We start from the raw sequence: 21,875 nt of genomic DNA, 5'->3' as shown, positions 1-21,875 counted from the left end.
TTACGATAATGCAGTATTGTTTTCAATAGATTTTATTGTTTTTTCGGCCATCACTTCCCGCATGGATTTCTTTGAATCCAACGATAAGACATATGAGTTGTGGATAATTCGGTCCATTATGGCGTCAGCTGTCGTTGGATCCGGGAATAATTCATACCATTTCGAGTGGGCCATCTGCCCTGCGATCAATGTGGATGCTTTGTTATACCGACTCTCCGTTATTTCCAGGATGTCACGACTTTCTTCTAAGGTGTATGCCTTAAGGCCGATGTCATCCAGGATCAGCAACTTCACACCTTGCAGTTGCTTCATAAATGCTGTGTACCGGTGTTCGATTTTAGCCGCTTGGATTTCAATAAGGAGTTCAGGGATTCTGTAGTATTTGACGGTATACCCTTTTCGGCAAGCGTTATTTCCGAACGCACATGCAAGGTAAGATTTGCCGCTTCCTGTTTTCCCGGTGATCACAATGTTCAGTTTCTGCTCCATAAAAGCACAAGTGGCCAGAGTTTGTATGGTCTTTTTATCGATGGTCCGATCGGCGGCATAATCGATATCCTCCAGGCATGCATTCAACCCTAGAGAAGCACTGTATAATTGCCTTTTAATTCTGGCGTTCTTTCTCGATAGCCATTCTTTTTCCACCATGATGCCGAGTCGTTCTTCAAAGGAGAGTTCTCTCCAAGAGGCGTCAGATTCGTCCAGCATTTGAGCCATAACCTTGAGTTTCATATCTTTTAACTTTTCAATGGTGGGGTTATTAAGCACGGAAACCACCCCCTGTGTAAGCACTGCTTCCCCGTACATTGTCATGTTGGATGATTTTTTCATCGCTGATGGTTGTAACTCGTACCGTCAATTGTTTGAGGATCATACTGAAATATTTAAAAGAGCAGGTATTCTTATCCAGTGCATCCCGGCTGGCACGTTCCATAATTTCGGCAGAATAGCTTTTGCCGAACCGCATAATTCCCATACAAGCCCTATAGGTCTGCATGGGATATTCCCGGCTCTCCAACAATTGTTTGATCAGCTCACGTGTATGGGGTCCTGTTTTCTCTGCCCATGACAGGAAACGCTCTGAGCTCCATCCGGATACCGCTTTGTGTTCCTCAGGCATATGTTCCGGTAGCGTTGTATACCTTTTTGATGCGTTATAATTTCTTGGGTAGGCAGCGATCCTTTCATTGCCGACATAGACTTCTACCACTCTGGTAGTCGCTCGTACGGAACAGGATTGGTTGACATAAGCGTAATGAACACTGTAAAAGAAACGGTCATATTCAATATGGTAATTGAACTGAATCTTGCCTTCTCGCCAGTCGGAATATTCGTACTTTGTGGCAGGCAGGGGCTGTAAGCAGGGTTTATCTATCTGTTCAAAGGCCGTCAATCGATTGCCTTGCATCTTCTGAAAGGGCCGAAGGATCAACTTTACTAATTCTTCCGACAGGGCTTGATTGATCTCATAGAGGCTGAAAAACTGCGTGTTTCTCAGGGCAGCGATGATTCTTCTTGACACGATGCCTACCATATTCTCATCTGCCGCCTTATCCTTCGGTCTACCTGCCCTTGCAGGAACAAGGGTTGTTCTGTAATGTCGGGCCATTTCGTTGTAGCTCTTGTTTAGGACAGGGTCGACCAGATCGGATTTAATCACAGCCGTCTTGGTGTTGTCGGGAATCGTTACTTTCGGAACGCCACCGAAATATTCAAAGGTCCGCACATGTGCATCGATCCAATTTGGCGTTTTCTGGTCTCCATACGCATAAACAAAAGGATAAGCACTTGCCGGTAGAACGGCCACAAAGAGGTAGGCCTTCTTTATTTCTCCTGTGCTTGGATCGACGTAGGACATAGTGTCTCCTGCCCAGTCGACCTCGACTTCCTCGCCAGCTTTGTGTTCTTTGTGCATGGAAATCTTATTGTGTTTTTTAAAGTTCCTGTAGCGTTCACAGAATTGGCTATACATGATCCCGGCGGGATTCTTTTTCTTGTACTCTTCCCATAGCAACATTAGCGTGACGTTTTTTTTCTTCATTTCGTTAAATACGTAATCCATATCTGGTTCGAGGGGGAGTGTCTTGCTTTCTACGGGGGGATACAAAGCGGACATCAGTTGCTTATCTGTAAGCTCGATTGGCCATGTAAGTCCTGCTTTTTCAGCCCGGGCTAACGTTTCGGAAACCGAGGACTTTCCGCAATTGCAGGCTTGTCCTATTTCTCTCAGGGAAAGGCCAATCTCATGTTTTAATCTTAAAATCTCTCTTGCCTTTAACATTTCCATCCTCCTCATCGATTGGCCTCCTTAATCTGTCTGATTAAAGAGTACCTGTTATTTTCATAACTCGACAAGGTGTCCGGATCATTCCGGAATGAGTGTCCGGATGTTACCGGAACGCTGTCCGGATATTACCGGAATGCTGTCCGGATGTTACCGGAACGCTGTCCGGATGTTACCGGAATGCTGTCCGGATGTTACCGGAACGCTGTCCGGATGTTGCCGGAATGGGTGTCCGGATGTCACCGGAATACGCACATTGGCCTCCTCATATATCAAAATGGGTACATGGTGCCTAGTCTGTAAAAAAATAATAAAAATATCTAAGATGATATATCATTGAACTAACGGATATCGATAGTTGAACAGCGAAGGGCTGCCGGGTGGCAGTCCTTTTCCCACTAACGGGCAGAAATGCAAAATAAATGGAAGCTATGTTAAAATGGAGAAACATGACGTTATACAGTCTTGTACACATTCGGGAGGAGTTAATGAATGGTACCTAAGGCAATTCTTTTTGACCTTGATGAAACCTTGACCGATAGAAGCCAATCACTTATGAAGTATAGTTATGCATTTCTTGAGAGTTTTGATAATTATTTAAGTGTCACATCTCCTGAAGAGATATATCAATTATTGAAGATTGCTGACGGAAATGGATATCGATCAAGGGAGGAGGTTTTTGCTCAACTAACAGAGGAGCTTCCTTGGGCATATAAGCCTCCTGAAACTTCCCGAATTAATGAGCATTGGGCTTCAACATTTCCTCTTTGTAGTACCGCAATAACTGGCATGTACGAGGTGTTAGACAACCTAAAATCACTAGGCATTATGCTTGGAATTATTACAAATGGCGGCTCTATTTCTCAGAATAGAAAGATAGATGCATTAGGTATTCGTGAATATCTAAGTACCATTATTATTTCTGAATCAGTGAACGTTAAGAAACCAGATGAGAAAATTTTTGCTATTGCACTTGGAGAAATAAATGTCAATGCTTCTGACACTTGGTACATCGGCGACCATCCAGTCAATGATATCCTTGGTTCATCTTCTGCTGGAATAACTCCAGTCTGGATACGTGGCATCCATCCGTGGGTTGAAGGATATGATAAGCCGCAATACCAAATAGATTCATTAAATCAATTGTTATCATTAATGTACTGATCAAGAAACAACGACGATCGAAGCAAAAACTCATTAAACAAACGGAGAACGATAGCTCCATAACAAAGATCAAGCAGGCAGCTGGTGATAAACTCTGTGGTCTGCTGTGCCAACGGACAGTAATCATAAGTAATAATAAAAGGTATAGAGATGCAATTACCGAATTTTCATTTGGGATGTAATCAGAAAGGAGGGCAATGATGAAACTAGTGGTATACGCAAATGGTGATTGTTCATATGTGTTGTGGTCAATAGAGGATAAATTGGCTGACTGTCTTGGTTTTGCCCTTCATCGAAAAATTAATGGATATGAAGAAATTGTCGCCAATCATGTTGGATTTTCTGGAGAATCGAATCCGTCTGGAATAAAAAAGCCGAGCGATGTATGGCCGATTCAAGAGTTTTCCTGGTTTGATTATGACGTGAACCCTGGTGATTCACTTCAATATCAAGTCGTTCCAATGTATGGTACGAAAGACGATTTAGAGCCGCAAAACCATCTCGCTAGTAATTGGTCGGACATCATTACGATAAGTAATGATCAACAAAAAGCCGTACTATCAGTTTTTTTTAATCGTGGCATCGTCATGAGCCAATGGATTGCCCGCCAAATTGATGGGTCGAGCGAACCACCCGTGAAAGTATTAAAGGAAAAACTGCAAAATTTGGACTCTGCTGTCCGTAAATTTCTTTCAGGGCGTTTGGGTCAAGAACTTATCCAATTACTCAATACGACGCGAATCAATGGCGGTCATGTTTATATCGCGGTGTTTGAATTGAATGACCCTCAGTTAATTGAAGCACTTTGCGAATTCGGAAATCGTGCTCACGTTGTTTTAGCTAATGGATCTGCATCGTCGGGGTCCGATGAAAATGCCGCTGCTCGAGTAAGACTTAAACAAAATAACGTGGATGTACGCGACCGAATGTTAAGGGCCCCTCATTTAGGACACAACAAATTCATGGTCATCTGTGATATTCAGCAGAATCCTGTTTCCGTTTGGACGGGCAGCACAAATTGGTCAACAACTGGATTATGTACACAGGCGAACAACGCTATTTTAATCAAGGATTCCGAAACCGCTCAAATTTTCCGTGATCAATGGGACCGATTGGCTCAGGCGGGAAATGAAGAAACTACTGATTTGAAGAATGCCAATGCGGAAGTAAAAACAGAGATGGTTGGTAAAAACAAGGTAAGCATTTATTTTACCCCGACTCCTCATCAAGAAGAAATGACTTATGCTTCAAGGTTTATTCAAAACGCCAAAGAAGGCATTCTTTTCCTGCAATTTAACCCCGGTTCTCTTCAAAAAGGAACTTTGCTCGATGATGTAATCGAAAGGGCCAGACTTATCCCACTGTATATCCGTGGTGTAGTTAATCAGGATTTGGAGAATAGTGATAAAACAATTTCCTTAACCCATGGTGGCAATTACATCCCTTCCAATTTTCAAGTTATCCTCCCAAATGGAGTTTCAGAAGCAGGTGCTTATTTTGCGAATGAAATAAAAGCCAATCAATTTAAGGCACCTGGTGGTATTGGACATGCCATTATTCACAGCAAAGTCATTGTGATCGATCCCTTAAGTAGTCATCCTGTCGTAATAACCGGTTCTCACAATATGGGTTCGAAAGCTAGTGCCCAAAACGACGAGAACTTGGTCATCATTGAAAATGATCGAGATTTAGCAATATCTTATGCAGTTAATATCAAATCTTTGTATGATCATTATCGTTGGCGTTTTCGACGCGGCATGGGAGATACTCATTGGGATGGATTATCGGTAACAGATATTTGGCAGGATGGATTCCTACAACAAAAAGCAAAGGACAACTTCTGGTTGAAAAAACTCTAATTTATTTACGCATAATGTAGATTGGCAATCTTACTTCGTAAAAGGGAGAAGCCAGCTACATCAATGACAAGGGGGTAGCTACCAAGGCTGCTCCATTTTTTATTGATGACGGGTGCAGGAGATGGTCCGGGATACACTGGTAATGAATGGCTTATAATGGCTACACCTGGAGATAGTATTCTACTGGGCACCAGATTCGTTCAACTAACGGATAACGATAGCTTTATAAAGACAATCTGAGCAGTCGAGTCGGTGACCTGTTTTTTTTATTGAGGTAACGGGCAGTAACCCCTCAAAAATTGGTATATAATTGTGTTAATTAATGGTAAACAATTGGCGTGTAAATAGGGGGGATGAGTTTGGCTAAAGAAGTCATCATTGAAGAATATAAATTAGAATGGAATGAGAAGTTTGAGCATGAAAAAGCAAGGATTCGACTAGCGTTACGTGATAAGACCGTCTTCATTGAGCATATAGGAAGCACCTCAATTAATGGTTCGCCATCTAAACCGATACTGGATATTGCTGTTGGATTAAATGAACTTAGTGAAGCCAACTCTTTTATTGAACCTTTAAGAGCGATTGGTTACGAATATGTTCCCAAAGAGGACTTTCCGAGTCGCCGATTCTTTAGAAAAGGGGAATGGCGAAAAGGCACTCATCATCTACATGTTTATGAAATAAACAGCGATGAATGGAACAATAATCTTTTATTCCGTAATTACCTAAGAAGCCATCCAGAGAAAGTACAAGAATATACCCATTTAAAGAAGCAACTTGCTTCCTTATATGCTGAAGATAGAGTAACTTATACTAAAATGAAAGCACCATTCATTCAATCAATTATCGAATTGGCAAAACAAAATATTTAACTAACGGATAACAATAGTTGGAGGAGCTTGCAGTTTGCAGCTCCTCTATTCTCATTGAAGTAACGGGCAGTTTTCTAAAGGAATGTGCTACAATAAGAGGATAATAAAGAAGGTGGTTACTTGATGAAGAAAAAAATTGGTTGTTTGCACGCCCACTATTCAAATATTGAGTATATTCAAAATGCTATTACCTCCGATGAATTTGAATTGATTCATTTTGTGGACCCTGGGTTGATGAGTAGAATTACAACAGATAATAATTTTGATGAAGCAAAAGCCAAAAACAAAGTCATCGAACAAATAGAATGGATCTCACAAGCGAATGTCGATGCCATTCTCATTACATGTACTAATTATATTGCAATGCTTGAAGAAGACCGACTTAAAACATCCATTCCTATAATCAAAATTGATGAGCCATTCTTTAATTACGTTTGGAATATAACTGAACCACAAATTCTTTTATTCACTAATCCTGCTACTGTCGAAGGGACAATGAGAAGGCTTAATGAATTAGCAATTGCACATGATAAGCTAATTAGTAATATTGAGACACGTGTCATAGAGAATACTTTCGAGCTAATAATGCAAGGAAGAAAAGAGCAGTATGTTGAAGAAGTATCAAAGTACATAAAGGGGGTACTTGCATCAGAAAAAAGCAAGAAAATTTCTGTTGCTCAATTGTCTATGGTGAAACCTGCCGATAAAGTTGAGCGTGAGTTGAATGTAAAAATCGGAAATCCATTGAATCCATTGGTAACATATTTTGATAACTTATTGCTCAACTAACGGGTACGATAGTTAAACGGCTGCTGCGGCAGCCGTTTTTCAGTTGCTCAGCTAACGGGCAGTGGTAGTGGGGATATATTAACTTACCTGGCTTCCAGATATAGGGTAATTTCATGTTATAATTGTAGGCAAAAGTTAAGGGGATGGAGGAGTATTTGTGGCCAAGGTCATATTATTAAGAGGAAGACCTGGGGTTGGGAAAACAACGATTTCAAATCGATTAGGTTCCGATTTAAATATCCCCATTATTCGCAAAGATGATTTTTACGATGTTATAGCCAATTATAACGAGGATCATGAACAAAGAAATAAAGTATCCTATGGCATATTGTATCGCCTGTTGCAAACGAATGCTTGTTCGAATGTACAATATATTCTTGATTTCCCTTTCAATAAAGAACAGGAAATGAGAAACTTTACACATTGGCTTGAAAACCATAACTATGTTCTTAAATCTATTCTTTGTATTTGCAGTGATGAAAAAATCTGGGCTGATCGGTTCAATATTAGAAAACTTAATCCTCTTCCAAACCAATTAATAACTGATTTTGATAAGCTTAAAAATTACTATAAAGACTTAAGTATTAGACCGATGGGTGGTGAACTTGTAGTTGATACGATTGAATCAGTGGATTCAATATTGGATAAGGTTGTAGCTTATTTACAATAATTAAAGAGTTTCTCCACTAACGGGTAACGATAGTGCAATACAGACTGCCTCGAGGCAGTCCTTCGTCCAGCTTTATCGCAGTTATGCATAATAAAAGCAAAATAAATTTCAAGATTATGAAAAATTGAGAATGCAAAGTAGGTAATATGGATAAAATTAACTTTTATGGATATAAGCTATTATATTAGAGTAGTTTTTTCTAAAAAATATCAAATTTGGTTTATTTGAAATTCCATTTATTTCGATCAAAATAGGTAACAATCTAAGTCGAATACACACGTCATGAAACGATAGCATTCAACAATAAAGTTTAGTATTATTGAGTTATATAGGTGAATTAATCGAATAAAAAGGGAATAGACAAAAAGGTCGGGGATGCCTGCTCATCCAATGAACTTGTTCCAAGTTTAACGTAAAGGACAAAAGTGTTTTGACATTGTGGTAGTATCCAAGTGCTGAAATAACATTTACATTGATTTATTAATCATTAATAAGGGGCTCGCATAAGGTTATGTTTCTAGAAAAATTATTTCTTAACGTCCTTATCGTCTTAGCTCCAGTTTTAGTCTATACAGCTTTTGGTGATCGTTGGCAGCACTTCAAATCTCCATATGTGATAGGTCTTTTGTATGGGATTTCGTCATCACTATGTTTGATTTTCTCATACTACGCACTAGATTTGTACTGGGATCTCAGGTATGTCCCACTTGTGATTTCTACGATGTACGGTGGGCCGCTTGCCGGTTTCATCAATTACTTAATGATCTTGGCTACCCGGACTTATCTAGGCGGAAATGCCATATTGTTTGGATATATAAGCATTACGTTGGCGTTTTTGGTGCCTTTATTATTTGCCAAGAAAATCGGCCGATTAACCGGACGCCGGCGAATAAGAGCAGTGATCCTCGTTTCCGTAATCCCCTCTATTGTGATGTTGCTTATTCTAATATCATTTACACTCCTTAAACAGGTTGAAAAGCCCTTGGATTTTGAGCCTATCCGGGCAATTTTGTTTTTTGGATTGATTCAAACAATAGGGACTTGGTTATCTTGCACCCTTCAGGAATTTAACTTTGAACGAGCTATAATGAAAGAGGAAATTCAACGTGCGGAAAAGCTAAAGATATTAGGTGAAGTCGCCGCATCCATTGCACATGAGATCCGCAACCCGTTGACCGTTGTTCAAGGCTTTTTACAACTCATGAGTGCAACAATCGTCGAGGGAAAAAATCGAATTTTCTTACAATTTGCGTTAGATGAGATTGCAAGAGCAGAGGCAATCATTAATGATTATTTGAATTTTTCAAAGCCAAAATTGACAAAATACGAGAAGTTTTCTTTATCTGATTTAATCGAGAATATCACTAGTCTATTAACGCCATTGGCAAGTTACAAAGGAATACAGTTCGATAGCGGAGTGGAAGAGCAAATTTATGTGCATACCGATCGTGGTCAACTCCAGCAAGCATTAGTCAACGTAATTAAAAACGCAGTAGAAGCTTCAATGGAAAAGGCAGTGGTACAAATAAAACTGGAATTAAAAGATGATCAAGCTGAAATCAAAATAATTGATAAAGGCAAAGGGATGACCCCAGATGAGATCCAGCGAATCGGGACACTGTTCTATACAACGAAAGAAAGTGGGACAGGACTCGGTACCTCTGTTGCAGTACGAATCATTGAGGCGATGAAAGGAAGAATTATTTACGAAAGTGAAAAAGGCATAGGTACGGTTTGCACCATCTCTTTGCCTTTAGAATTACAAAACAGCTTGTAAGCGAGCTGTGTGAAGCGGATTTTCATTATTCTATGGTGAAGAGTTAGCGGCATGGATGGCTAACGGGAAACATTAATACACGCCCCTTTTTATATTAAAGTAACGGGCAGTAATGTTGAATATTGATAGTTTTTTAATTAGTTAGGAAGGAAAAAATTGTTGATCATTCACCCTGAATGGTGCTAAAGTATTATAAATATTCGATGGAAGGTGAAAAAGTGGTAACTATCTTTTGGCTTGGATTTGCACTTGCTGCTTCGCCTGGTCCAGATTTTTTCTTAATGGTAAATCACACGTTATTACATGGGAGAAAAATTGGGTATGTGACATTGTTGGGCAATCGCCTTAGCCTTCTTTGTCATATGACATTTGCAATCTTCGGACTTTCTCAGATTCTCGAACATTCAGCCTCAGCCATTATGACTGTTCGAATTTTAGGTGCATCATATCTCATTTTCCTTGGTCTCAAGAATCTTCTCGGAAAGTTGAAAGGAAAGAAAAATGTCACTCTTTCTCAAACTACAAATACAATCAATGCTTATCAAGCATTCCAAAGAGGTTTTCTAAACAATCTTTTAAACCCAAAAGTGAGCTTGTTTTTTCTCAGTATTTTTCCGCAGTTCACTACCGCTAAACAACTAGCAACATCCCCCTTAGAGATTGCTGTTACCTTCTTTGTGGGGAACTCATTATGGTATGCTCCCATTCTTTATGTGATTGGAGTTCGCATTATTCGTAACTACGTGCAACGCATACAGAAAGGTTTGGATATTGCATTTGGTGCAATTTACATCGGATACGGATTTAAAATTCTGTGGAATGAGTTAAGATTAAGATCATCATAAAATCATAACCAGGAGCCGCTTTCAAAACGGAGGCGGCATTTGTTTTATGCTTAAAAATCGGCTTAGAAAGAAGAGAAAATATAAGAAATTCAAGAGCCTTATTCAACTAACGGTACGTTAGTCGAGCAGTTTGCTATGAGGCAGGCTCCTTTTCGTTTATTGAAGTAACGGGCAACACAACAAGAATTCGGATTGACACTAATCAGAAGGGACATAGACTTGGTAAACAATTTAAAAAGGGTCTCGATATGATACAGAAAGGAGAAAATTATGGTGAGTTTCGGTATTTTGTTAGCTTTTGCATTAGTTTCGCTTGGTATGGTTTGTTCTCCTGGTCCTAACATGATTTACCTAATTTCTCGTTCTATTACACAAGGGCGATTGGCGGGGGTTATCTCTCTTCTTGGCGTCATGCTTGGCTTCATTGTTTACATTATTGCAACAATGTTCGGGCTTACAGTTCTTTTTACTGCGGTTCCATTTGTTTTCGAAACTGTAAAGTTCGCAGGTGCTGCCTACTTGCTCTGGCTTGCATGGAATGCCATCAAGCCTGGAGCTGCATCTATTCTGTCGCCTCGAATTCTTTCTATTGACCCGCCAAAGAAGTTATTTTTGATGGGGTTCATGACTAACCTGTTCAATCCAAAGATAGCTATCCTGTATGTTTCACTACTGCCTCAGTTTGAAGATCCCTCTCGGGGTTCTTTGTTTATTCAAAGTGCGACTTTGGGTCTTATACAAATAACCGTTAGTTTTACGGTTAACCTCTTGATTGTGCTTGCAGCGAGTAGGGTTGCTGCTTGGTTTAGCACACGACCTACGTGGTTACGGGTACAGCGTTGGCTTATGGGAAGTGTCTTGACTGGTCTTGCATTACGTCTTGCTTTTGAACGCCGGCAGTAAGGTATTAATTATAAAGCCGTTTGTTGCTCTCGGAAAACAAGAGCTAAATAAATCACACAGACAGGTTGCCGGCACCATGGGTAGCCTGCTGAACTAACGGATAACGATAGCACAATAAAGGTCGGCCTTTATATTGTAGTGGTGGGGAAGGAATTCACTAATGATAAAATATGAAGTGATCAACTCAAAAATGTCAGAAGTAAAGTTGCTAGATGTGGATTTTGTTGTTCAAACTATTGAAGAGATCATTGCTAACTTTCACCTTGATGTGACTCAAAAGACAACACTTTCTACAATGAAGGGTTCTTATCACTATCACTTGAAACATGGTAAGAAGTCGGGGGTTCTTGAGGTAACATATTGGCCTCAAAAAAAGAGTTTATTCATTGAGATTCATGAAAATAGAATATCAGATTGGAATAAAAACCTGATTCTCCCGTTTTCAGAATCATTAGCTGAGTGCTTTTCTGGAGTAGTCCAGTCAAGCAATTAAATATTTAAGGACGTTTTATAAGGACAAGAACTTACATCCATTGCCGATCCAAAAGCAGAACTTCGATTTTCAGAGAACCTCACATTGATGCCTTCGCTCAACTAACGGCGAGCTTTCGTTACTTAGGGTAAAAAACGTGAGAACACCAAGGGGAATAAGAAAATCAAGTTGGTAGAGTTGTTAGTAACACATTAAAATTGGATTAAATAATAATTTGAAGGAGGGTTTCTTTGAGAAAAACGGCTTTGTTTTTAACTTTCTTAATAATAACTACGTTTTTATTTGGGTGTAGAGCCACGGAAAACCAGCAATATACGGAAAATGCAAAAACCGCAAAGACATATATAGAAAATGAAGGTTACAAAGTTTTATCGTATGAAGGTTCTGTTTCGACTTACGTTCTAACAAAAGATTTAGTCAAAACATTGCCTTATTCAATGTACTGGACACTCCCAGGAAACAACCCTGAAAATGTATATGGAAAAACAGTGGAGGTAGAAAAATTTATAGTTAAAAACCACCCTTTGGATAATTATAAAAATGGTAACATGAAAGCCAAAGGAAAAACGGAAGTTTATGTGCACCTAGCGGATGGGAATGTCGTCGCTGGTACGTCTTTCCCAGTTATGGATGCGAAATTAACGGGTGGTTATTGGAATATTAATGGTAAGACAAACGATTAAAACAGTTACTTTCATATTGAATCATTCAACTAAAGGGTACGATAGTTCAATGCCGTATGGCAGCTCTTCGCTTCACTAATAGGAGTTTAATGGAATAACACTTTTGAGGGGTTGGGGAAATATTTTGATGGAATTTAAAATTTTAAAGGAAAAAAATAGGTGTAAGTTGAACTGATATAGCAAGAAATTTAAAACAATTAAAGGAGAAATAATACATGGCAGAAACATTGAGCCCAGAACTAGTAAAAGATTTCGTTGGAAATGCTCACGGTGATTTTGAAAGGGTTAAGCAACTATTAGAACAGGAGCCCAGTTTATTGAATGCTGCATGGGATTGGGGAGGTGGTGACTGGGAAACTTCATTAGGTGCCGCCGCCCATATGGGAAGAAAAGATATAGCTGAATATTTACTTGCTAAAGGTGCAAGACTCGATGTGTTTGCAGCAGCCATGCTTGGAAAAATTGATATTGTAAAGTCTATGTTGAATGATTATCCAGAATTGAAGAATGCCAAAGGTCCACATACAATTTCCCTTGTTGAGCACGCAAAGGCCGGTGGGGATGCGGCAAAGTCAGTTGTTGAATGGCTTGAATCGTTAAATTAATACCATATCACGGAACGTTTGTAAAAATAGAGCCGGCTGCCGAAAATCATGGCAGCCGGTATTTATATACGTAATTGTTTATGTTGCCCAAATGTATTGCTGACTGGCAATTATGCGTAGTAAAAGTTACACAGCAAATTCAGGACCCGCATTCCTAATTTATGGTAATATGAATTGAGTGAAAATTCGTAAATCCAACTTAATTTTTACTTTCTATGGGGGTATAAGTTATGAAGCTTATTCTTTTTGAAGGCATACCTGGATCAGGAAAATCAACTTTTGCTCGCTTTATATCCATTCAATTAGAGAGGAACGGATATAAGCCTATTCTTTATCATGAGACAACAGCTGATCATCCCATTTTTATAAAGAATAAACTTGATGAAGCAAATGAATGGATGGCAACATATGAAAGGAATTGGAATCAGTTTTTGACAGGTGAATATTCCGAGGATTCAGTAATTGTAATGGAGTCTGTATTATTTCAAAACCCAATATTAAACCTCTTAAACAAAGATATTGAGAGAGACAGAATAAAAGCATTTATTGAGGAATTGAGTTTCAACCTACAAAAACATGAAATAAGCCTTGTTTATTTTTATCAGGAGGACTCCGTTTATGCTATTGACAACATGATTAAAAGCAGAGGCGGAGCACAATTCTTGATACAGAAGTATGAAGAGTTTAAAGACGAAAAGTATTATATTAATCGAAATAATCAAGGTCCTGAATTGCATTTGAGCTTTCTGAAGGAATACGCTGATATTTCTAAAGATGTAATTCGTAAAGTGAGGATAAATGCAATAACTATTGAGAACTCAAGGAAGGAATGGCAGTCTTATGAGAAACAATTGCTGGGAGAATATAACCTGAAATACATCCAAGATCCTATCATTACTCAAGATGAATTGCATAGATACGTCGGAGTATTCCGTAATATCGACTTAAACTTTAATGTTAATGTTGAATTGGATGATGGCTGTCTTTACATTTTTGGAAAGCGAAAGTTAAAGATCCGCAGGAAGGATGTGTTCTACCTAGATGACATGAGTGTTGAAATTAGATTCATTGAGTATCATGGAGAATACACACAATTAATCATTGGTGAAAAAGATATTTTCGCCAATAGAAATGAGAACGGAACAGCTTTTGAAAGAATCTCATAGCTCATAACTACGAGCATTGGTAAAAAAAATATACATAAATATTTTATCATACTGGAGGAAATATGAGGCCAATAAGAAATTCTGCTAAAGCATTATTAATTCAAAACGACAAAATATTATTAACGAAGAATAAAGATGATTTTGGGTATTTTTACTTATTTCCTGGGGGTGGACAAGAACACGGGGAGGAACTAAAAGATGCTGTCGAGAGAGAATGCCTAGAGGAAATTGGGCAAAAGGTGATTGTTGGCGATCTTGTCTATGTACGTGAGTATATTGGCAAAAATCATGAATTTTCAGAATGGGATTCTGAAGTTCATCAAGTTGAGTTTTATTTTACTTGCTCGTTTGCTTCAATTGCTCCATCATTCGGGGAAGGAACCAACCCAGATAAGGACCAGGTAGGCGTTGAATGGATTGAAATTAAGAAACTTGATGAGATTAGATTATATCCAAGAGCATTAGGCAAAAGCATTAAACAGAATGAGATAGAAATTCATTATTTTGGTGATGTGAATTAACCTTTGAAAACAGCATTTTACTGAACTAACGGATACGATAGCTCAAAGGACATCCGTACAAAATAATGGTTTTTGTACAAATGTCTAGATTTATGTGGTATTATTTACCATGAGGTTAGATTCCAGTTTGAGTCTGCCATTTATTTTATGAGCTGTGCTGCATCATTAATTATCGGTTGGTTTACAAGCATTTATGATAAAACTCACCCAAATGCATTAACCTTTAATTATTGTATACCATGAAAAAGTCCCACGGGCGTTCCAGTTCGATTGATCGTGTTGGAATTGAATAAGAACAAGTGAAGGAGAACAGTATGAATCGTTTCAGATATTCATCATACATGACAATTTTGATAGTTCTTTGTATGTTTATCGGAGGTTGTGCGATGAACAATGAACCGAAATCCATTCAGACACTCTCCCAAGAATCACCTGCAATGGACAAGAATAATCCATTAATAGCTTCGGAAATTCAAAAAATAACCTTTTATAGTAAATCTCTTAATCAAAATAAAAAAATGAACATTTACCTCCCAAAGGGTTATAGTTCTGCAGTACATTATCCTGTTTTATACCTTATCCATGGGTACACAGGGAATGAGACGAATTGGGTACCCGGAATGGGGATCGATCAAGCTGCGGACAAATTAATCGAGGCGGGGAAAATCGTACCGCTGATCATGGTTTCTCCAGAGCTGGATAACAGCTACGGCATTAACTCTTCTCAAACCTACTCTGTTACCAATCCAGGAGATCCAAACACGACTTATAACGGCATGTATGAGGACTATCTGAACAACGATGTTATTGGATATGTCGATAGTCATTATAGTACATTAGCTAAACGCGAGAGTCGTTTCATCGGTGGGATGTCAATGGGTGGATTTATTAGCCTGCATACTGCTTTCTTGCATACCGATCTGTTTAGTAAGGTGGGAGGGCACAGTCCTGCTTTATTCTTGAACGATTGGTCTACAACTGGCGGTGAGAATGGTTTGAAATCCTTTCTTTATCCAACCGATACAGTCCGACAAACCCGTGATCCGCTTATTTTTTCGCAAAATCTAAATTTATCAAATATGAAGGTATACTTGGATTGTGGAGATCAAGATGGCTACAAGTTTTACGAGGGTTCGGAAAAATTATATGGTATTTTAAAAGCTAAAGGAGTCTCCGTTGAATATCACTTAAATAAAGGAAAGCATGATGGGGACTATTGGAAATCGATGGTGGATAATTATTTGCTTTTTTATGTTGGGAAATAACTTGCTCAACAGCTTGCCGCGTCAAAGTTTGTGATTCAACGAAGAGGCTTTCCTGTCAAAAAGGAAAGCCTTTTCGTTGAGCTAACGGGCAGTTTAGCGTGGCTGACCGACTTACATAACTTTACATTATCACTTTATTACGGTAATATATTAGAGAAGTAAAGTGATAAAGGATGTGGTCTTAATCGAATTCATTCGGCTAGCAATACCAAAAGGCAATACCTCAGTTAAGAAGGGAGTTTGTTATGGTGCGAGAGGCATTAATTAACAGAAAAACAAAAGAAACAGAAATTAAACTGGAGCTTAATCTCGATGAATACAGTGAAGGCAACATCAACACGGGAATTGGATTCTTTAACCATATGCTCACGCTTTTTGCTTTTAGGGCAGGAATAAAACTAAATGTGGATTGCAAAGGTGATTTAGAGATAGATGGGCATCACACGGTTGAGGACATTGGAATATGCTTGGGGCAAGCAATCAAAAAGGCTATAGGGGATAAAAAAGGCATAAACCGTTATGGTAGTTCGCGTATACCTATGGATGAGAGCTTAGCATTAGTGGATTTGAGTATATCTAATCGCTCTTTTTTAGTGTTTAACGTGGAAATGCCGTCAACACGAGTAGGCGAGTTTGAAACCGAATTAACCGAAGAGTTTTTTCTCGCTGTAGCGAATAATAGCGGGATAACCATGCACATCAATTTGGAATACGGCAGAAATACACACCATATAAATGAGGCAATTTTCGTGGCATTCGGCGATGCGTTGAAGAAAGCAATTAGGATAACAGGCGATGTTATTCCGTCTACGAAGGGTACGTTATCATTATGAAAAAAATATGTATAGACGCTTACGTGTAAAAAATTATGGGGGAGGAATTTGTTTCATTGGACATCTGACGATTACGCTAACGGAAACGATAGCTCCATGACAAAGATCAAGTAGGCTGCTGGATGATAAACTCGGTAGCCTGCTGTGCTAACGGGCAGTTTAGCGTAGAAAGATAAAAAAATACATTTACAAAATGGAACATGTGTTCTATGATTAAACTAAAATTTTCCAAAGATACAAACACAATTTGTAGAAATGAATTAAAAAAACTAAATTACTAAGAATGGAGTTGTTAACAATGAATCGAGTAGTAATGTTTGAACTAAGTAGTCAAAATCCGGAATTGCAAGCAAAGTTTTTCTCAACCGTATTTGGATGGGAAGTATCAGAACCGCAGTGGGGTTACAGTTCTGCTAAAACAGGTACCGATGAAAAACCAGGAATAAACGGTGGGATAGCTCAAGGTCCAGCTGAATTTCAGCAAGGTACTCGCATACAAATCCAAGTAAATTCAATTGATGAATCAGTTGAAAAAGCAATTGAAAACGGGGCAAAGGTTGTACAAGCGAAAATGGATCTGGGGGATTTCTACCTTGCATATATTGTTGATCCAACAGGATTGCATTTAGGACTCATTCAATATAAATAACAATGAAATTTGGAACATCAACTAAATCAGTTGGTGATTCTTCTTCTTTGATCCGACATAAGAAATGTTAACTAACGGATGATAACTATAGCTCAATAAACATCAGGAGAAGGCTGCCGATTGAAATGGATAGGTAGCCTTCTGTGCTATAACGGGCAGTTATGCGTATAAGAATGGCGAGGGAATTTCAATAATCAGGACACCATTTTCCGAATTATGGTAGTATGAATTGAGATGATACTCTCTTTTCAATTAAAACCAAGTGTTTCGGGAGGAATTTTCATGACGAAATATTTTGAAGGTTTAGCTCAGATTAATTTTTACGTTAGGGATATCGAGAAATCAATTAAATGGTATCAAGATGTTCTCGGAATGAGATTGCTCCAGAGATGCGGTGCCCATACTGTTGTTTTAGATTTTGGGCAAGGTAATGACAATTATGACATGGGAAAGAACGCAACAACCCCTGTTCTATGCTTAATTTATAAAGATGGCATGCAGCCCATTAAATTGGAGTCCTGTCATCCTGTATTCCAATTAGCATTGGAATACAAAGATAAACTTTATGATGAACTGAAGAACAAGGGCGTTAAAGTAGAAGAAAACCCTAAAAACAAATCGCACTTTGTCTTCTACGATATAGATGAAAACATGATAGAAGTTTACTTTCCGGGAATTTACGATCAATAAAATAATCATTACCCGTCGGATAAATTAGTGATAAACATTAAACTAACGGATACGATAGTTCAATCATGAAGTACAAAGTCCATTTTCATTCAGGTATATTCACCGCCCAATTTAAGGTTAAAAGTGAAAAGGATTAGAGATCCATTGACAACATATAGATAATGGATATAATTTACTTAACAACCATAAATCAGACCATGCCTATGATGAGAATCCAACTCGGAGGCGTTTTCGTCAAGAGTATTCCATGAGGGATATTTCGTAAGTTCACCGGCCCCGCCCGTTACCGCGGAACCAAGAGGATCGGATTGTGCATGTTATACAGTTCGATCAAGTTGGGTGGCACCGCGGGCAAACGCTCCTCGTCCCAATTGGACGAATGGCGTTTTTTTGTTTTCAAAAAAATTGGGAGAGGGATGGAGTAAATGAATCGAATCTACAACTTTAACCCGGGACCGGCAGCTCTGCCGCTGGAAGTACTGCAACAAGGGCAGCAGGAATTTGTTGAGTATGGGAAGTATGGAATGTCTTTGATGGAAATGTCCCACCGTAGTAAGGCGGTCGAACTGCTTAACGAAGAGACACAGGAGCTCTTAGTTAATGTTTTGGACCTGCCCAACGAATATCGGGTGCTTTTCATGGGGGGCGGAGCGAGTACTCAGTTTGCATTGACTGCAATGAATTTTTTGAAGGATGGAAAGGTTGGACGCTATGTTCTATCCGGTAGTTTTTCGGAAAAAGCTTATGTTGAAGCTCAAACGATCGGCGATGCGAATGTACTGGCAAGCAGCAAGGAACACAATTGGAGTAGACTTCCTCATGTGAAAACTTTAATGTTGGAGGGAAATACGGCCTATGTTCATATGACGACCAATAACACAATTGAAGGTTCACAGTTTCAGGAGATACCTAATACCGGACAGATTCCGCTAGTTGGCGATATGACAAGTGATATTCTAAGCAGAAGGTTGGATTGGACGAAATTTTCCATGTTCTATGCAGCTGCACAAAAGAATTTGGGTCCCGCTGGGGTCACGGCAGTAGTGATCCGAGATGATCTGCTGAAAGAATGCAACGAATGTATACCCACTGTTTTCAAGTACAGTACCTATGTCCAGCATAAGTCACTTTATAATACTCCTCCAGTTCATTCCATCTATATGATAAAGCTTGTTTTGCAGTGGGTGATGCGACAAGGTGGTATTGCGGCGATGGAGAAGCTGAATGTTTGGAAAGCAGGCTTAATTTATGATGTCATTGATGCCAGCGGCGATTTCTATAAAGGTATCGTAGAAAAACCATCCCGTTCCATGATGAATATCACCTGGCGAATGAAGGATGAGGAATTAGAGAAGCGGTTTGTTCAGGAGTCTGAGCGTAACGGATTCGATGGTCTAGCTGGACATCGTAATGTCGGAGGCTTGCGTGCTTCTGCATATAATGCGGTTCCGGTTGAGGCATGTAAGGCACTTGCTGAATTTATGATTGATTTCCAAAAACGTAACGGGTAGAGGAAGAGTAATGAATTATTATGGAGGCTGCCGCGATCGGCAGCCTTCATTAAGCTATCGGGCAGATTAACACAGTAAGTATAAAGATCATGCATTACCAATTATGGTATTATTGGGTTAAATATCACGTATTCATCGACTAGTTATTAGGAGGAGGTTTTATTGTGAACAGTATAAAATCACCCGGAGGCTCGTTATTTCCCTATTTTTATAAAAATGGCGAGATCCATTGTCTTAAATATGGAAGTTTTTATTTTAATAAAGATGCCTTGTTTTCCTTAATAAAAGCGGAAGAAGAGTTTATATTGGAAACTCATAGACGTCTGGATATTTGGGTTGATTTCTATAAAACAAGCTTAACACAAGAGGTAATGAATGAGTTTGTAGAAAGTATTAGCCGGTTAAACAAGTCCATTCGTAAGCTTTCAATTGTTGGTTGCTCATCTATTGTGAAATGGAGAATTCGTAATAAAATCAAGCGAAATGGAAATATCTCAATGTCAATAAAGTTTTTTAATGATCCGGAGGATGCAAAATCTTGGCTTGTGATGGAGTAGATTTACAACATGGAGCAACTGATTCAACTAACGGGTACGATAGCGTACTCGCACAAAGGCTGTCAACATGACAGCCTTTACTCAACTGAGAGACGGGCAGTTTAGTGATGCAAAGTGGCAACTGGTTAGTTGAATATTTATAATTAGGAACAAAGGATTCTTGGAGGAGAAGAGCAAACATGATTAGTATACAAAAATGTTCTGACACTGCAATTATTGTTCTTCACGAAATTTACGGCGTTAATCAGCACATGCAATATATTTGCAAATTATTATCTGAATACGACTTTGATGTCTTCTGTCCTAATTTACTAGAACAGGAAATGGCTTTTGATTATTCTGAAGAAGAAAAAGCTTATCGCAATTTTATGGAAGATTTGGGTTTTGAAGATACTTTGGTCAAAATAAAAAACTTGTTATTGGGTATTAGGGAGAAATATAAAAATGTCTATTTGATCGGATTTAGTGTGGGAGCAACCGTTGCTTGGCTATGTAGCGAAGAAAAACTTGTTGATGGAATCATTGGGTATTACGGTTCTCGTATCCGAAATTATATGGAACTTTCACCACAATGCCCAACGTTGTTAATTTTTCCTGATGAAGAAAAGTCATTTAAGGTTAATGAGTTGGTCGCAGTTTTAGATGGGAAGCAAAACGTTGAAGTTCATCAGTTTAGCGGACAACATGGATTTAGTGACCCATTCTCCTCGAAATATAATGAACAATCAGCTAAAAAAGCCTTTATGGAAATGCTAAATTATATAAAGAAATAAGTTGCTGTATTAAACTAACGGGTACGATAGTTCAGCACCAAAACGGCAGCCGTCATTGCGTTAACGGGCAGCATAGCTTAGGAAACTTTATGTTAAAATATGGGTGATATTAATTAAAGGTGGACATGTCATTATGGAAAATTATGCGAAAGTAATGGGAGTTAAATTTCCCAAAATCACATTAGACCGTACGGTAGAAATTCTTAGTAGTGTAATTGAACAGAAAAGATCTCAACTTTTTCATGTTATTACGGTTAATCCAGAAATCACAATGGCATGCCAAAAGGACAAATTGCTACGTTCAATATTAGATGACGCTGGTCTCATTACAGCCGATGGTATTGGGATTGTAATGGTATCTCGTTTAAGAGGTGGAAATCTTCCTGAACGTGTTACTGGTTACGATATGCTATTAAGGCTACTCGATTCCGGGAATCAAAAGAAATGGTCATTTTATTTTCTGGGTGCAGATCCAAACACGAATCTAAAAGTAGTTGAGGTTATTCGTGATAAGTATCCGGACCTTTTAATACTAGGGAGGCATCACGGTTTCTTTAAGCAAAATGAAGAAGATAAGATAGTTGAAGAGATTGGTTCCTTAAAACCTGATATCTTGATAGTTGCACTTGGAGCCCCCAATGCCGAGAGATGGATTCATAAATATAGATTAAAGCTTAATGCGAAAATTGCTATTGGTGTTGGAGGAAGCCTCGATGTAATTGCTGGAAAAGTAAAGGAGACTCCTGAAAGTTGGAAGAGGCTTAATGTCGAATGGCTCTATAGATTGATTCAGCAACCATCAAGATGGAAACGACAGCTGATCTTACCCCGTTTTGCAATAAGGGCATTATTATTTAGAGAAAAAAGTAAATTATAAATAGTTTTTCGCCTAAGCTAACGGGTACGATAGCTCCATAAGAAAGATCAAGCAGGCTGCCGGTGATAAAATCGGTGGCCTGCTGTGCT

23 protein-coding genes are annotated in these 21,875 nt (G+C 38.8%); 21 read left to right on the top strand and 2 right to left on the bottom strand.

Going from position 1 to position 21,875, the window contains the following annotated elements; all coding sequences use genetic code 11:
- On the bottom strand, positions 1–768 hold the full coding sequence (gene istB / locus BLV33_RS11435; protein ID WP_171909116.1) for an IS21-like element helper ATPase IstB: 768 nt from the start codon (positions 766–768) through the stop codon (positions 1–3).
- Positions 761–2,296 (bottom strand): IS21 family transposase, encoded by a 1,536-nt coding sequence (gene istA / locus BLV33_RS11430; protein ID WP_090791154.1) that lies wholly within the window; start codon positions 2,294–2,296, stop codon positions 761–763. The genes istB and istA overlap by 8 nt, the downstream gene beginning before the upstream one ends.
- A 480-nt stretch (positions 2,297–2,776) precedes the next feature.
- Between istA and BLV33_RS11425 the strand changes: the two genes are divergently transcribed.
- From BLV33_RS11425 to BLV33_RS11325, 21 genes are all read left to right on the top strand, one after another.
- Positions 2,777–3,448, top strand: a complete 672-nt coding sequence (locus tag BLV33_RS11425; protein WP_090791152.1) for an HAD family hydrolase — start codon at positions 2,777–2,779, stop codon at positions 3,446–3,448.
- A 200-nt stretch (positions 3,449–3,648) separates the two neighbouring features.
- A complete protein-coding gene (locus BLV33_RS11420) occupies positions 3,649–5,307 on the top strand; it encodes a phospholipase D-like domain-containing protein (protein WP_171909115.1) in 1,659 nt (552 codons plus the stop codon).
- A 353-nt stretch (positions 5,308–5,660) separates the two neighbouring features.
- A complete protein-coding gene (locus tag BLV33_RS11415; protein WP_366414804.1) occupies positions 5,661–6,179 on the top strand; it encodes a GrpB family protein in 519 nt (172 codons plus the stop codon).
- 123 nt (positions 6,180–6,302) lie between these two features.
- Positions 6,303–6,968, top strand: coding sequence for a hypothetical protein (locus BLV33_RS11410; RefSeq protein ID WP_090791145.1), 666 nt, complete (start codon positions 6,303–6,305; stop codon positions 6,966–6,968).
- Positions 6,969–7,125: 157 nt separating this feature from the next.
- Positions 7,126–7,638 carry a P-loop nucleotide/nucleoside kinase family protein gene (locus BLV33_RS11405; RefSeq protein WP_090791142.1) on the top strand — a complete coding sequence of 171 codons (513 nt, stop codon included), beginning with the start codon at positions 7,126–7,128 and terminating at the stop codon, positions 7,636–7,638.
- Between the two features lie 511 nt (positions 7,639–8,149).
- Positions 8,150–9,415, top strand: a complete 1,266-nt coding sequence (locus BLV33_RS11400) for a sensor histidine kinase (RefSeq protein WP_090791140.1) — start codon at positions 8,150–8,152, stop codon at positions 9,413–9,415.
- Between the two features lie 218 nt (positions 9,416–9,633).
- On the top strand, positions 9,634–10,260 hold the full coding sequence (locus BLV33_RS11395) for a LysE family translocator (RefSeq protein WP_171909114.1): 627 nt from the start codon (positions 9,634–9,636) through the stop codon (positions 10,258–10,260).
- Positions 10,261–10,530: 270 nt separating this feature from the next.
- Positions 10,531–11,163: a LysE family translocator gene (locus tag BLV33_RS11390; protein ID WP_090791136.1), complete on the top strand. Its 633-nt coding sequence runs from the start codon at positions 10,531–10,533 to the stop codon at positions 11,161–11,163.
- A 160-nt stretch (positions 11,164–11,323) separates the two neighbouring features.
- Positions 11,324–11,656 (top strand): hypothetical protein, encoded by a 333-nt coding sequence (locus BLV33_RS11385; RefSeq protein WP_090791134.1) that lies wholly within the window; start codon positions 11,324–11,326, stop codon positions 11,654–11,656.
- Between the two features lie 230 nt (positions 11,657–11,886).
- Positions 11,887–12,339 carry a hypothetical protein gene (locus tag BLV33_RS11380; RefSeq protein ID WP_090791132.1) on the top strand — a complete coding sequence of 151 codons (453 nt, stop codon included), beginning with the start codon at positions 11,887–11,889 and terminating at the stop codon, positions 12,337–12,339.
- A 215-nt stretch (positions 12,340–12,554) separates the two neighbouring features.
- A complete protein-coding gene (locus BLV33_RS11375; RefSeq protein ID WP_090791130.1) occupies positions 12,555–12,944 on the top strand; it encodes an ankyrin repeat domain-containing protein in 390 nt (129 codons plus the stop codon).
- 230 nt (positions 12,945–13,174) lie between these two features.
- On the top strand, positions 13,175–14,110 hold the full coding sequence (locus tag BLV33_RS11370) for a P-loop NTPase family protein (RefSeq protein ID WP_090791128.1): 936 nt from the start codon (positions 13,175–13,177) through the stop codon (positions 14,108–14,110).
- Between the two features lie 62 nt (positions 14,111–14,172).
- Positions 14,173–14,631: an NUDIX domain-containing protein gene (locus tag BLV33_RS11365; RefSeq protein WP_090791125.1), complete on the top strand. Its 459-nt coding sequence runs from the start codon at positions 14,173–14,175 to the stop codon at positions 14,629–14,631.
- Between the two features lie 437 nt (positions 14,632–15,068).
- Complete coding sequence (locus BLV33_RS11360; protein WP_090798879.1) at positions 15,069–15,896, top strand: alpha/beta hydrolase; 828 nt, start codon at positions 15,069–15,071, stop codon at positions 15,894–15,896.
- 248 nt (positions 15,897–16,144) lie between these two features.
- Entirely contained in the window at positions 16,145–16,729 is a 585-nt protein-coding gene (hisB, locus tag BLV33_RS11355) for an imidazoleglycerol-phosphate dehydratase HisB (RefSeq protein ID WP_090798877.1), read from the top strand.
- 298 nt (positions 16,730–17,027) lie between these two features.
- Positions 17,028–17,378, top strand: coding sequence for a VOC family protein (locus BLV33_RS11350; protein ID WP_090791123.1), 351 nt, complete (start codon positions 17,028–17,030; stop codon positions 17,376–17,378).
- Between the two features lie 282 nt (positions 17,379–17,660).
- Positions 17,661–18,068, top strand: a complete 408-nt coding sequence (locus tag BLV33_RS11345) for a VOC family protein (RefSeq protein ID WP_171909112.1) — start codon at positions 17,661–17,663, stop codon at positions 18,066–18,068.
- 425 nt (positions 18,069–18,493) lie between these two features.
- The gene (serC, locus tag BLV33_RS11340; protein ID WP_090791118.1) at positions 18,494–19,579 is read left to right on the top strand and encodes a 3-phosphoserine/phosphohydroxythreonine transaminase; all 1,086 of its coding nucleotides are present in this window, start codon (positions 18,494–18,496) and stop codon (positions 19,577–19,579) included.
- 164 nt (positions 19,580–19,743) lie between these two features.
- Positions 19,744–20,136, top strand: a complete 393-nt coding sequence (locus tag BLV33_RS11335) for a hypothetical protein (protein WP_090791116.1) — start codon at positions 19,744–19,746, stop codon at positions 20,134–20,136.
- A gap of 179 nt (positions 20,137–20,315) precedes the next feature.
- Positions 20,316–20,909 carry a dienelactone hydrolase family protein gene (locus BLV33_RS11330; protein ID WP_090791113.1) on the top strand — a complete coding sequence of 198 codons (594 nt, stop codon included), beginning with the start codon at positions 20,316–20,318 and terminating at the stop codon, positions 20,907–20,909.
- A gap of 133 nt (positions 20,910–21,042) precedes the next feature.
- A complete protein-coding gene (locus BLV33_RS11325) occupies positions 21,043–21,786 on the top strand; it encodes a WecB/TagA/CpsF family glycosyltransferase (protein ID WP_090791106.1) in 744 nt (247 codons plus the stop codon).
- Positions 21,787–21,875: the final 89 nt, after the last annotated feature.

Source organism: Paenibacillus sp. GP183, assembly GCF_900104695.1.
Classification (GTDB): domain Bacteria; phylum Bacillota; class Bacilli; order Paenibacillales; family NBRC-103111; genus Paenibacillus_AI.
This window is presented reverse-complemented; position numbering and strand designations above follow the sequence as displayed.